Source organism: Nocardioides ferulae, assembly GCF_003660455.1.
In the GTDB taxonomy this organism is placed as follows: domain Bacteria; phylum Actinomycetota; class Actinomycetes; order Propionibacteriales; family Nocardioidaceae; genus Nocardioides; species Nocardioides ferulae.
In genome coordinates this window covers 339,916-352,704 of record NZ_QZVR01000002.1, presented here as the reverse complement: position 1 = coordinate 352,704, position 12,789 = coordinate 339,916, and the positions used below count along the sequence as shown (strand labels likewise).

Annotated in this window: 12 protein-coding genes; 7 read left to right on the top strand and 5 right to left on the bottom strand. The window is 73.2% G+C overall.

The annotated features are described in order from the left end of the window. Window positions 1-53 precede the first annotated feature (53 nt). Both D6B71_RS04745 and D6B71_RS04740 read left to right on the top strand, forming a co-directional pair. On the top strand, window positions 54-854 hold the full coding sequence (locus D6B71_RS04745; protein WP_121252502.1) for an alpha/beta hydrolase: 801 nt from the start codon (window positions 54-56) through the stop codon (window positions 852-854). Between the two features lie 31 nt (window positions 855-885). After that, window positions 886-1,284, top strand: a complete 399-nt coding sequence (locus D6B71_RS04740) for a hypothetical protein (protein ID WP_121252501.1) — start codon at window positions 886-888, stop codon at window positions 1,282-1,284. Between the two features lie 23 nt (window positions 1,285-1,307). Here the strand turns inward: D6B71_RS04740 and D6B71_RS04735 are convergent, their stop codons facing one another. From D6B71_RS04735 to D6B71_RS04715, 5 genes are read right to left on the bottom strand one after another with little or no spacing between them, the layout of a single operon-like run. Beyond that, window positions 1,308-2,261: an ROK family protein gene (locus tag D6B71_RS04735; protein WP_121252499.1), complete on the bottom strand. Its 954-nt coding sequence runs from the start codon at window positions 2,259-2,261 to the stop codon at window positions 1,308-1,310. A 10-nt stretch (window positions 2,262-2,271) separates the two neighbouring features. Continuing rightward, window positions 2,272-3,213: an ROK family glucokinase gene (locus D6B71_RS04730; RefSeq protein WP_121252497.1), complete on the bottom strand. Its 942-nt coding sequence runs from the start codon at window positions 3,211-3,213 to the stop codon at window positions 2,272-2,274. Continuing rightward, entirely contained in the window at window positions 3,210-3,620 is a 411-nt protein-coding gene (locus D6B71_RS04725) for a hypothetical protein (RefSeq protein WP_121252495.1), read from the bottom strand. Before D6B71_RS04725 ends, D6B71_RS04730 begins: the two co-directional genes overlap by 4 nt. Next, the gene (locus D6B71_RS04720) at window positions 3,617-4,807 is read right to left on the bottom strand and encodes an ArsA family ATPase (RefSeq protein WP_121252493.1); all 1,191 of its coding nucleotides are present in this window, start codon (window positions 4,805-4,807) and stop codon (window positions 3,617-3,619) included. The genes D6B71_RS04725 and D6B71_RS04720 overlap by 4 nt, the downstream gene beginning before the upstream one ends. Before the next feature lie 27 nt (window positions 4,808-4,834). Continuing rightward, complete coding sequence (locus D6B71_RS04715; RefSeq protein WP_121252491.1) at window positions 4,835-5,287, bottom strand: SRPBCC family protein; 453 nt, start codon at window positions 5,285-5,287, stop codon at window positions 4,835-4,837. A 134-nt stretch (window positions 5,288-5,421) separates the two neighbouring features. Between D6B71_RS04715 and D6B71_RS04710 the strand changes: the two genes are divergently transcribed. From D6B71_RS04710 to D6B71_RS04690, 5 genes are all read left to right on the top strand, one after another. Continuing rightward, complete coding sequence (locus D6B71_RS04710) at window positions 5,422-7,209, top strand: AMP-dependent synthetase/ligase (protein ID WP_121252489.1); 1,788 nt, start codon at window positions 5,422-5,424, stop codon at window positions 7,207-7,209. 212 nt (window positions 7,210-7,421) lie between these two features. After that, window positions 7,422-8,162: a Flp pilus assembly protein CpaB gene (gene cpaB, locus D6B71_RS04705; protein ID WP_121252487.1), complete on the top strand. Its 741-nt coding sequence runs from the start codon at window positions 7,422-7,424 to the stop codon at window positions 8,160-8,162. Between the two features lie 6 nt (window positions 8,163-8,168). Continuing rightward, window positions 8,169-9,365, top strand: coding sequence for a CpaE/TadZ family protein (locus D6B71_RS04700; RefSeq protein ID WP_121252485.1), 1,197 nt, complete (start codon window positions 8,169-8,171; stop codon window positions 9,363-9,365). Between the two features lie 4 nt (window positions 9,366-9,369). Beyond that, the gene (locus D6B71_RS04695) at window positions 9,370-10,884 is read left to right on the top strand and encodes a TadA family conjugal transfer-associated ATPase (RefSeq protein WP_121252483.1); all 1,515 of its coding nucleotides are present in this window, start codon (window positions 9,370-9,372) and stop codon (window positions 10,882-10,884) included. Next, on the top strand, window positions 10,884-12,788 hold the full coding sequence (locus tag D6B71_RS04690) for a type II secretion system F family protein (RefSeq protein ID WP_121252481.1): 1,905 nt from the start codon (window positions 10,884-10,886) through the stop codon (window positions 12,786-12,788). Before D6B71_RS04695 ends, D6B71_RS04690 begins: the two co-directional genes overlap by 1 nt. Window position 12,789: the final 1 nt, after the last annotated feature.

The following is a 12,789-nucleotide window of genomic DNA, read 5'->3' as shown; positions in this document are numbered from 1 at the left end:
GGCGGAGCCACGTCGCCGCGACGCCGCGTCGTGACGTGCTGCACAATGCGGCCATGCCGTCCCGGTCACCCCGCCCGTCCCCGCCCGCCCTCCACCCGCTGGCCAGCCCGCTCACCGTGGCCGCCCGCCCCGAGCTGACCGGCGGCCGCCGGATCGGCGTGCTGCTCAGCCACGGGTTCACCGGGTCCCCGGCGTCGATGAAGCCGTGGGGGGAGCACCTCGGGTCCCTCGGGTACGGCGTGGAGGTGCCGCGCCTGCCCGGGCACGGCACCACCTGGCAGGAGATGAACCGCACCACGTGGGCCGACTGGTACGGCGAGGTCGCCCGCGCCTTCGACAAGCTCTGCCTCGACCACGACGCCGTCGTCGTCGGCGGGCTGTCGATGGGCGGCGCGCTGGCGCTCCAGCTCGCCGCCGACCACCCCGACCGGGTCGCCGGCGTGATGGTGGTCAACCCGGCCCTGGCCACGAAGCGCCGGGACGTGAAGCTGCTGCCGGTGCTCAAGCTGCTGCTGCCCTCGATGCCGGGCATCTCCAACGACATCAAGCTGGCGGGCGCCGACGAGCACGCCTACGCCCGCACCCCGCTCCGCGCCGCACACTCGATGTTCAGCGCCTGGCCGGCGCTGGTGGCCAGCCTGCCCCGGATCACGGCTCCCCTGCTCTACTTCCGCTCGACGGTCGACAAGGTCGTCGACGAGCTCACCGAGCCGCTGGTCACCGGCGGCGTCTCCTCCTCGGAGGTGACCGTGCGCCGGCTCGAGAACAGCTACCACGTCGCCACGATCGACAACGACGCCCCGCAGATCTTCGCCGAGTCCGCCGAGTTCGTCGCGCGCGTCGCCGCGGGCTGACCGGGCACCGGTGGCCGACTACCCTCGAAGCGTGCAGCCCGACAGCGAGGACGAGGCCTGGCGCGCGATCGTCGAGAACTACGGCGAGCGACCCGACCTCGACCCCGACGACCCGCCTCCCGCGGCCACGGCGCCGGACCCGGTCGAGCCGGCCGAGGACCACCGGCTCGACGACGACCCGTGGCCCGAGGAGCGCTTCGTCCCGCCGCCGCCACCGCCGCTGCCCCACCCCTCACGTGACCGGATGGCCGCCTGGGTCGGCGTGTTCGGCTCGCCCACGGTGCTGCTGGTGTGTCTGGTGCTCGGCATCGAGCTGCCCACACTGATCGCGTTCGGCCTGGTGGTCGCGTTCGTCGGCGGCTTCCTCTATCTGGTGCTCCGGATGCCCCGCGGACCGCGCGACCCCTGGGACGACGGCGCCCAGGTCTGAGCGCCTGCGACGTGGCGGCCTCGTCAGGCGGCAGCGGCGCGGGCCAGGTCGGCGGCGCCCACGACCCCGGCCTCCGGCCCGAACCTGGCCCGCAGCAGCGGCGGGATCCGTCGGTGCGGCGCGGCGACCAATGACCGGTCGAGGGCGGCACGAGCCGGGTCGAGCAGCCGGTCACCGGCCGCCGACACGCCGCCCCCGACGACGACCAGGTCCGGATCGAACGCCGCCACCAGGTTGGCCAGGCCCACGCCGAGCCAGTCGCCCACCGAGGCGAACGCCTGACGGGCCACCAGGTCGCCGGCCTCCGCGGCCTCGGTCACCATCGGACCGACCAGCCGCTCGGGCACGCCCTCGCACATCTCCTCCAGCATCGTCGGCTCGACCCCCAGACGGGAGCGGGCCCGGCGCACCAACGCGTTGCCGCTGGAGTACTGCTCCCAGCAGCCGCGCCCGCCGCACTCGCACTCGCGGCCGTCGGGCACCACCTGCATGTGCCCGAACTCCCCCGCCAGGCCGTTGCGGCCGCGGTGCACCCGCCCGTCGAGCACCAGTGCTCCGCCGATGCCGGTGCCCATCGTCACCAGCACCGCGTCGGCGACGCCGCGCGCCGCGCCGTACCTCAGCTCGGCGCGGGCCGCGCAGTTCGCGTCGTTGTCGAGCGCGACCGGGACTCCCCACAGCTGCTCCAGCCTGGAGCGCACCGGATCGCCGCGCCAGGGCAGGTGCGGGGCGAACACCACGCGTTCCGTGGCCGCGTCGACGAACCCCGCCGCCGCCAGGCCGACGCCGGCGAGGGAGCGGCCGTCGGCGACCTCGTGCACCGCCTCGGTCAGGGCCTCCTCGACCAGCCGTGCCTCCACCCGACGGCCAGGGGTGGTACGCCGGGCGGTCCGCAGCACCGCGCCGCTCTCGGCCACCTCGGCCGCGAGCACCTTGCTGCCGCCGATGTCGACGCCGACGAACACCCCCGTGGACAAGCGCGACCCCTCAGCGGCGGGCCAGGTCGGCGGCGCCGATCAGCCCCGCGCGGTTGCCGAGCCGGGCCGGACGGATCTCCAGGGCCGGGTCGTGCCGGTCCTCGACCAGCTCGCGGTGGAAGGCCTCCTTGGCCGGACCGAGGAGCAGGTCGCCGGCCTCGCTGACCCCGCCGCCGACCGCCACCACCCGCGGGTCGAGCACCTCGGCCAGCGACGCGACGCCCTCGCCCAGCCACCGGCCCAGCTGGGCCAGCAGGCCGAGGGAGAACGGGTCGCCGTCGCGGGCCAGCTCGGTGACCAGCGGTCCGGTCACCTGCTCGGCGTCGCCCCCCGCGCGCGCCAGCAGTGCCTCGGAGCCGGGGATCCCGGACGCCACGCCGGCACGCGCCTCGCGCACCAGCGCCGACCCGCTGGCGTACTGCTCGAAGCAGCCGGACTTGCCACAGCCGCAGGTGAGCCCGCCCGGCACCACCCGCATGTGGCCGATCTCGGCGGCGACGCCGAAGGCGCCCCGGTAGAGCCGGCCGTCGAGCACCAGGCCGCCACCGACGCCGGTGCCGACCGTGACCAGCAGGAAGTCCTCGACGTCGTGTCCGGCGCCGTAGCTGAACTCACCCCAGGCGGCCGCGTTCGCGTCGTTCTCGACCACCACCGGCAGGTCGAGCCGGCTCTCCAGGTCGGCCTTGAGGTTCACGTCGCGCCAGGCCAGGTTGGGGGCGAACAGCACCGTCGACCGGGCCTTGTCGATGTAGCCGGCCGCGCCGACGCCGACCGCCTCGACCTGGTGGCGGGACGCGAGCTGCTTGACCACGCCCGCGATCGCCTCCTCGATCGCGTCCGCGTCGCTGGCCGGCGACTCGACGCGCAGCTCCTCGAGGACCGTGCCCTCCTCGTCGACCACCCCGCCGGCGATCTTGGTGCCGCCGACATCCACGCCACAGGCGAGGCTCATCGCTCCCCCTCCAGATCGGTCTCGTCATCCAGGTCGATGTGCTCCACCCCGGACTCCCGCGGCCGCCCCTGGGGCACCTGGGTGGCCAGCGCGCCGGCGGCCGCCTGCAGCAGCGAGGACGCCGCGGCGCTCAGGTGCGCGCGCACCTCCGGGCTGGTGCGGCGTACCAGGTGCACGGTGCGGCAGATCGGGCAGTAGGTGCACTCGGGCGCTCCGGTGGCCAGGTGCTCGTCGACCGTGCCGGCCGCCCGGACCACCTGCTCGCCCAGGCCGGCCACACCGGAGGCGACCTCGGGCTGGAACGCCTGCGCCCAGTCAGCCAGCGCGCCGAACAGCTTGGTGGCCTCCTCGGCGACCGAGCCGATCGGCTCCCGGTCGTCGGGATCCTGATCGTGGGGGTCTGTCACCTGGTCTCCTGCTGGACGGTGTCGGCGGCGCCCTGGAACCGGACGCGCAGCTCACCCCGCTCCACGCTCGCCCCGGCGACGCGCAGGCGCGCCAGCGCGGTGGGCAGGGTGAGGACACGACGATACGACCCCACGGTCACGACCAGATCATCGCCGTGGCGGGCCAGGTCGACCTGGTCACGCGAGACGTGCGGCAGAGCGAGGTGCAGCAGCTCGCCTCCGGCGGTCCGACTGACCCGGAACGGGCCCTCTCCGGTGGGTGCCGCCAGCGGATCGGACCCGGCGTACAGCTCCGCGGCCAGGTCGGCCAGCGCCGTCACGCCGACCGGCTCCTCGGGGCGGTAGACCGAGCGCCATACCGGCAGCCCGCGGAAGGACTGCTCGACCTCGAGGAGCACCCGGTCCTGCGCCCGGACCCAGCCGGACCGCCAGTCGTCGGCGCCCTCGGCCGGGAAGACCCGGTTGGCGACCACGCCGTCGACGCGGTAGCCGAACAGCGACAGCGAGGTGTAGGAGCGGCGCGCCTCCGCGAGCACGATCCCCTCCGGGGTGAGCACGATGCGCACGCTCGCCTGGGGGCCGGCCAGCAGCGACCGCACCTCGTCGAGCTCGGCGTGCAGTCGTTCCACGGCGCCGAACACGCCGCCGCCGGGCATCGGCACGCCGGCCGCACGGGAGAGCACGGGTCGCAGCGCGGTCACGACCCGCTGCTGGGTGGGGAACACCCGCTGCATGTACCAGCCCAGGGCCTCGGGGAGGGCGAGCAGCCGCAGCGTCTCGGCCGTGGGCGCGCAGTCGACGACGACGACGTCCCAGGCACCGGAGCCGGCGTGCAGCCGCAGCTCGAGCAGGGCCAGCACCTCCTCGGCCCCCGGCAGCACCGTGAGCTCCTCGGCCGCCAGCGGGTCGACACCTGCCGCGTCGAGCACCGAGAGCAGGTAGTGCTGGATGTCGGCCCAGGACTGCTGGAAGCGCAACTGGGCGTCGACCTGCTGCACGAACAGCCGCTCGGCCACCTGGGTGGGCTCCGCACCGACCGGATGGCCGAACGCGTCGGCCAGCGAGTGCGCCGCATCGGTGGACAGCACCAGCGTGCGGTGGCCGGCGGCCGCGGCCAGGGCAGCGGTGCCGGCCGCGACGGTGGACTTGCCCACCCCGCCCTTGCCGGTGAACAGCAGGATGCGCACGTCGTCGGGTCCGTCGGAGGCCGGCGGTCAGCCGAGCGACTCGACGCGCTTCTTCAGCCCCCGCAGCGCGGTGTCGATCAGGATCTTCTCGCCCTTGCGCTTGAGCATGCCGATCAGCGGGATGGAGACGTCGAGGGCCAGCCGGTAGGTGACCTCGGTCGACCCGCTCGGCAGCTCACGCAGCAGGTAGGCACCGTCCAGGGCCTTGAGCATCTTGCCCTCCAGCAGCGTCCAGGTGACGCCGCGGTCGCCGTCCCAGACGTACTCGAGGGTGTACTCGTCGCGGATCGGCGACACGTCGAGCTCGAAGTAGACCTGCTCGGCGCGGCCCTTGGCCGGACCCGAGTCGAAGGTCGAGACCACGTCGGCGCGGGTGACGCCCTTGGCCCAGTGGGGGTACTCGTCGAAGCCCGCGATCACCGCCATGATGTCGGCGGGGGCGGCGTCGACGACGATCGACGAGGTGGTCTGCTCGGCCATCGCGGGTCCTCACAAGGTCATCGGGCAGGCGCGTCGGCGTGCGCACCGGGACGCTCGGGCTGCGAGCGTACCGGATGAGGCGGCACCGCTCTCCGGAGGTAACCTGCGGGAAAACCCCCCACCAGGAGGCATTAGTGCGTGAGTTCTCCACGCCCCTGACGATCGAGGTCCCAGCGACGGGCAACCTCACCGATGACGTGGTGACGAACGCGCGCGAGGCCCACGACGAGATCGGCTTCAGCCGCAGCACCGAGCACGGCTGGGTGGACGTCACCTACGGGCAGTTCCAGGCCGAGGTCAGCGCCGCCGCGAAGGGCCTGATGGCCGCCGGCGTCGAGGCAGGAGACCGGGTCGCGCTCATCTGCAAGACCCGCTACGAGTGGACGCTGCTCGACTACGCCATCTGGTTCGCCGGCGCGGTGACCGTGCCGATCTACGAGACCTCCTCCGCGGAGCAGATCGAGTGGATCCTGCGCAACTCCGGAGCGAAGGCCGTCGTGGCCGAGGGACCCGAGCACCTCAGCCGGATCAACGAGGTGCGCGAGGGCCTCACCCATCTGCACCACGTCTGGTCGATCGCCGACAACGCCGTCGAGGTGCTCTCCCGGCTCGGCGAAGACGTCGGTGACGACGAGCTCGAGAAGCGCCGCACCCAGGCCACCCCGCTCGACGTGGCCACGCTGGTCTACACCTCCGGCACCACCGGCTCTCCCAAGGGCTGCATGCTCACCCACGGCAACTTCATGTTCGAGCTCGGCGTCGCCGTCGACGAGCTCGAGCGGCTCTTCGACACCGAGGGCGCCTCGACCCTGCTGTTCTTGCCGTTGGCCCACGTGTTCGCCCGGATCATCCAGGTGGGCTGCATCAAGGCCCGGGCCCGGCTCGGCCACAGCTCCGACATCAAGAACCTGCTGCCCGACCTGCAGGAGTTCAAGCCGACGTTCATCCTCGCCGTGCCCCGGGTCTTCGAGAAGGTCTTCAACACCGCCTCCCAGAAGGCCACCGCCGACGGCCGCGGCCGGATCTTCGACCGGGCGGCCGAGATCGCGATCGCCTACTCCCGAGGCATCGAGAGCGGCCGCCCGTCACTGGCGGTGCGCGCCCAGCACTCCGTGTTCAAGCGACTCGTCTACGGCAAGCTGCTCGACGCGCTCGGCGGCCAGTGCGAGTTCGCGGTGTCCGGCGGCGCCCCGCTCGGCGAGCGGCTCGGCCACTTCTACCGCGGCATCGGGGTGACCATCCTGGAGGGCTACGGCCTCACCGAGACCACCGCCGCCCTGAGCGTCAACCTCCCCGACGCCATCAAGATCGGCTCCGTCGGCCGGCCGCTGCCCGGCACCGCGGTGCGGGTCAGCGACGACGGTGAGCTGCTCTTCCGCGGTGGCCAGGTGTTCTGCGGCTACTGGGAGGACGAGGAGGCCACCGCCGCCGCACTGGAGTCCGACGGCTGGTTCCACAGCGGCGACATCGGCGAGGTCGACGACGAGGGATTCGTGCGGATCACCGGCCGCAAGAAGGAGATCCTGGTCACCGCCGGCGGCAAGAACGTCGCCCCCGCCGTGCTCGAGGACCGTCTGCGGGCCCATGCCCTGGTCGACCAGTGCATGGTCGTGGGCGACGGGAGGCCGTTCATCGCCGCCCTGGTCACCCTCGACGCCGAGGTGCTCCCCGTCTGGGCCGAGGCGAACGGCAAGAGCGGAGCCCTCGACCGACTGGTCGACGACCCCGACCTGCTCGCCGAGATCGAGGCCGCCGTCGAGGACGCCAACAAGGCGGTCTCGAAGGCCGAGTCGATCCGCAAGTTCCGGATCGTGGAGGCGGCCTGGACCGAGGAGGGCGGCCAGCTCACCCCGAGCCTGAAGCTGAAGCGCAACGTGGTGATGCGCGAGTTCAAGGACGAGGTCGCCGCGCTCTACCTGTGACCCGCCGCGGGCGAGACGCGGTGTGACCAGGGGCACGCCGAATGGGCGCATTTCCCGCGCATAGGGCGAGGTTTCCCTAACATGTGCCCCGGCGGTGTCGAAGTCTCGGTCGGGAGCCCTTCGGCACCGTTGTGCATGGGTGCGACAGTCAGCGAAACGTCAGCGGGTCGAGTGGCTTCCCGGCACGGTCGGCGAGGCGGAAGGGCTCGGGTATGGATCGACGCAGGATTCTCCTCCTGGCGGCGGCGCTGGTCGCCGCGCTCGGAGCCGCCCTGGTCTTCGTCTACGTCCAAGGGGCCGACGAGCGGGCCGAGGCGCGCTTCGAGACGGTCGAGGTGCTGCGCGCCACCGCCCAGATCCAGAAGGGCGAGTCGATCGAGGACGCCCTGGCCAGCGGCAAGATCGCGCTGCAGCCGGTGGTGTCGGACCAGCGGCTGCCCAGCGCCCTGCAGGACGCCGCCCAGCTCGCCGGCAGCGTGGCCCTGACCTCGGTCTTCCCCGGCGAGCAGATCATCCCCGAGCGGTTCGGCACCCCCGCCCAGGCCTCCTCGCAGACCTCGCTGCAGATCCCCGACGGCCAGCTGGCGATCTCGGTCAACCTCACCGACCCGGCCCGCGTCGCCGGCTTCGTCAACCCCGGCTCCGAGGTCGCGGTCTTCCTCAACGGGGCCGACCAGACCACCGGCCAGGCCTTCACCCGGCTGCTGCTCGAGCGCGTCACCGTGCTCGGCGTCGGCTCCACCACCCCGGTCTCCACGACCACCACCGACCAGTCCGGCGCCCAGACCACCGAGCAGCTGCCGCGCACCCTGCTCACCCTCGCCCTCACCCAGGCCCAGGCCCAGCGGGTGCTGTTCGCCCAAGGCAGCGGCGAGCTCGCGTTCGCGCTGCTCACCACCAAGAGCACGGTCCGCCCCGACCCCGGCGTCACCGCCGAGAGCCTGTTCGAGTGAGCCTGGATGCCTGTCCTCGTCGAACCTGAGAGCACCACCGTCGCGACGCTGATGCCGGCGCTCCCCGCCGGCTCCCACGCCGTCGACTCCCCCCGGCCTCTCGAGGCGTGGCTCACCCAGCACACCGAGGAGTACGTCGTGGTCCTCGGGCCGCACGTGCCCCTCGAGGAGGCGCTCGCGACCTGCGAGGAGCTGCGCATCTCCCGTCCCACCGTCAGCGTGGTGCTCGTCCGCGAGTCGCTCGACACCCACGTGCTGGCGGCCGCGATGAAGGCCGGCGCCCGCGACGTGGTCCCCCTCGACGACCCCGCTTCGGTGGGCGCCGCGGTGGGCCGGGCCCATCAGCTGTGGGTGGCCCTGCGCGGCCCCGGGGGCGCCCGGCCCAGCGGCCAGGTCGTCACGGTCTTCTCCCCCAAGGGCGGCGTCGGCAAGACCACGCTCGCGGTCAACCTCGCGCTCGCCCTCGGCGCCCACGGCGCCCGCAAGGTCTGCCTGGTCGACCTCGACCTCGCCTTCGGCGACGTCGCGATCACCCTGCAACTGTTCCCCACCCACTCCATCGAGCACGCGATCGGCGCCGAGGACAGCCTCGACCCCGGCATGCTCGAGGGGCTGCTCACCCGGCACCCCGACTCGTTGATGGTGCTCGCCGCCCCCGCCCACCCCGACGCCCGGGAGCGGGTCACCGCCACGCTCGTGGCGCGGACCCTGCGCATCCTGCGCGAGGAGTTCGACTTCGTCGTCGTCGACACCGCACCGGCCTTCGACGAGCAGACCCTCACCGCGCTCGACGAGACCGACGAGTGCGTGCTGGTCGCCACCCTCGACGTGCCGACGCTGAAGAACGTCAAGGTCGCCCTGGAGACCCTCGACATGCTCAACATCGCCCGCGGCCACCGCCACCTGATGCTCAACCGTGCCGACGACCAGGTCGGCATCAGCGCCGACAAGGTCGAGGCCATCCTCGGTCTGCCGGTCACCGCGCGGATCGCCACCTCCGTCGAGATCGCGGCCGCCACCAACGCCGGCACCCCGATTGTGCTCGGCAAGCCGGAGCACCCCTCCAGCCAGGCCATCCGCAGCCTCGCGACCCGCTTCGCCGGAGAGGTCGCCACCCCGCCCGCCACCGCCCACGGCGCCGGGCTCGGCACCCACACCGCCGAGCCCGAGCGGAGCGGCCGCCGATTCAAGCTCCGGAGGTGACCCGATGAGTCTGGCCGACCGTCTCGCCGCCGCCCGCCGGGAGGCGGAGCAGAGTGGCCGGCACGCCGGTGCCGGCGCCGAGACCACCCCCGGCCCCGCCGCCGGGGACCCGGCGACGCCCGCCGGCGCGCCGACGCACGCGGCCGTCGTACCGCCTCAGCCGGCGGCGCCGACCGAGCCGGCCAAGCCGGCCAAGCCCGCCGAACCGAGCGGCGGCTCCCGCCGCTCCTTCACCAGCCAGCAGCACGACCGGCTCGAGGAGCTGAAGTCCAGCGTCCACGGCCAGCTCCTCCGGCAGCTCGGCCCGCACCTCTACGACGCCGACATGGACCAGGCCGAGCTCGACCAGCAGGTGCGCTCGGTGCTCGCCGAGGTGCTCTCCTCCCAGGACCGACCGCTGAGCAGCAGCGACCGGGCCCGGGTCACGCAGGAGATCACCGACGACATCCTCGGCTACGGCCCGATCGAGCCGTTCCTGCGCGACCCGGACGTGTCCGAGGTGATGGTCAACGGGCCGGCGTCGATCTGGCTGGAGAAGCGCGGCCGGCTGACCCCCGCCGACGCCCGCTTCGCCGACGAGGACCACCTGCGCCGGACCATCGACAAGATCGTCTCCCGCATCGGGCGGCGCGTCGACGAGTCCAGCCCGATGGTCGACGCCCGGCTGCCCGACGGGAGCCGGGTGAACGCCGTGATCCCGCCGCTGGCCGTCGACGGCTCGGCGCTGACGATCCGCAAGTTCGCCACCGACCCGCTGACCGACGAGGACCTGGTGCGGTTCGGCTCGCTGACCCCGCAGACCCGCGACTTCCTGGCCGCCTGCGTCCGGGGCCGGCTCAACGTCATCGTCAGCGGCAGCACCGGCGCCGGCAAGACCACCACGCTGAACGTGCTCTCCTCGTTCATCCCCCACGACGAGCGCATCGTCACGATCGAGGACGCCGCCGAGCTCCAGCTCAAGCAGGAGCACGTGGTGCGACTGGAGTCGCGGCCCTCCAACATCGAGGGCAAGGGCGCGGTGCACATCCGCGACCTCGTCAAGAACAGCCTCCGGATGCGGCCGGACCGGATCATCGTCGGCGAGGTGCGCGACGCCTCCGCGCTCGACATGCTGCAGGCGATGAACACCGGCCACGACGGCTCGATCTGCACGCTGCACTCCAACGGCCCCCGCGACACGCTCTCGCGGATGGAGACGATGGTGCTGATGGCGGGCATGGACCTGCCGGTGCGGGCGATCCGCGAACAGGTGGCGTCCGCGGTCGACCTGATCGTGCACCAGACCCGGTTCAAGGACGGCACCCGGCGGATCACCCACATCACCGAGGTGGAGCGCATGGAGGGCGACATCATCACCCTCCAGGACATCTTCGTCTTCGACCAGACCGCCGGCTTCGACGCCGAGGGGCACAGCCTCGGCCGACTCAAGGCGACCGGCCTGCGGCCGCAGTTCCTCGAGAAGATGGCCTACGTCAACGTCACCGTCGACCCGCTGCTGTTCCTGCCGGAGCGGAACTGATGCGCGCCCTCCTCGCCGCGACGGCCGGGCTCCTCTCACTGCTGCTGGTCGGCGCCCCGGCCGCGGCCGACGACCCCACCGGGGCCTCGATCGCGCACGTCGAGGTCCGCAAGGCCGGGCTCGAGGTCCTCGTCTCGGTGCCGGCCGGCGCGGAGGTCCGGCTCGACCAGGTCACCGCCACCGTCGACGGCCGGGACGCCGCTGCCGAGGCCGTGCGGGCTGCGTCCTCGACTGCCGTACGCCGCACCGCGGTGCTCGCGATCGACACCAGCAGGTCGATGGCCGGTGCCCGCTTCGAGGCGGCCCGAGCCGCTGCCGCGGCGTTCCTGGCGGCGGTGCCGCCCGACGTCGAGGTCGGCATCGTCACGTTCGCCGACGAGGTGTCGCAGGCATTGCCGCCCACCGTCGACCGGGCCGAGGCGGCGGCGGTGCTCGACCAGCTCACACTGAGCCGGCAGACCCGGCTCTACGACGGCGTCCAGGCCGCGGTCGCGATGGCCGGAGGCGAGGGCCAGCGGTCGGTGCTGGTGCTCTCCGACGGCGCCGACACCACCGGCGTCGACGTCGCCGACACGGTCGCTGCGGTCTCCGAGGCGGAGGTCCTGCTCGACGTGGTCGCGCTCGAGCAGACCCCCGAGTCGCTGGCCCGGCTGGAGGAGCTGGCGGCCGCCGGAGCCGGCACCGTGGTCGAGGCCGACCAGGACGCCCTCGTCGCCGCGTTCGACGCCGAGGCGGCCGTGCTCGCCCGCCAGCTGCTGGTCAGCGTCGACGTCCCCGACGACGTGACCGGCACCGAGGCGACGCTCCAGATCACGCTGCCCGCCGGCGGGGAGCCCCTGGTGGTCCAGGCGTTCACCACCGTGCAGCGCCACAAGCCACAGGCGCCGGCCGTCGCGCCACCGGTCGTGGCCGACGACACCGGGTGGGTGCCCCCACGCTGGCTGATGTACGCCGGTGTCGGCGTCTTCGGTGCCGGCCTGCTCGCCCTGGCCGTGCTGCTGGTGCCCGGACGCCGCGCGGAGCTGTCGATGGCCGACCGGGTCGCCCGCTACGCCGACACCACCACCACCGAGCAGCCCGGCCACCGGGTCGACGCCGAGCAGGCGCTGTCCCAGGCCACCGACGCCGCCGCCCAGGTGCTGAACCGCAACAAGGGCCTCGACGTGCGGATCACCCGCCGCCTCGAGGCGGCCGGCAGCGAGCTGAAGTCGTCGGAGTGGCTCCTGGTGCACACCGGCGTCGTCGTGGTCGCCGGGCTGCTCGGGCTGCTCCTCGGCGGCGGCAGCCTGCTGCTCGGCATCGTGTTCCTCGCCCTCGGTGCCATCGGGCCGTGGGCCTGGCTCGGGCTGCGCCGGTCCAAGCGCCGCAAGGCGTTCAACGCCGCGTTGCCCGACACGCTGCAGCTGATGTCGGGCTCGCTGTCGGCCGGGCTGTCGCTGGCCCAGTCGGTCGACACGGTGGTGCGCGAGGGCGCCGACCCGGTGTCGGGCGAGTTCAAGCGGGTACTCGTGGAGACCAGGCTGGGCGTGTCGCTCGAGGAGGCCCTCGACGGGGTGGCCGAGCGGTTCGACAGCAAGGACTTCGAGTGGGTGGTGATGGCGATCCGGATCCAGCGCCAGGTCGGCGGCAACCTCGGCGAGCTGCTCGACACCGTCGCCGCGACCATGCGGGAGCGGGAGTACGTGCGGCGTCAGGTCTCCGCGCTGGCCGCGGAGGGCAAGCTGTCGGCGATCGTGCTCTCGGCGCTGCCGCCCGGGTTCCTGCTCTATCTCGTGGTCAGCAACGGCGACTACGTCGCGCCGCTGTTCTCCGATCCCCGCGGGTGGGTCATGCTGGGCGGCGCGACCCTGTGGCTGGGCGTCGGCGTGTTCTGGATGAGCCGCGTGGTGAAGGTGGAGGTGTGAG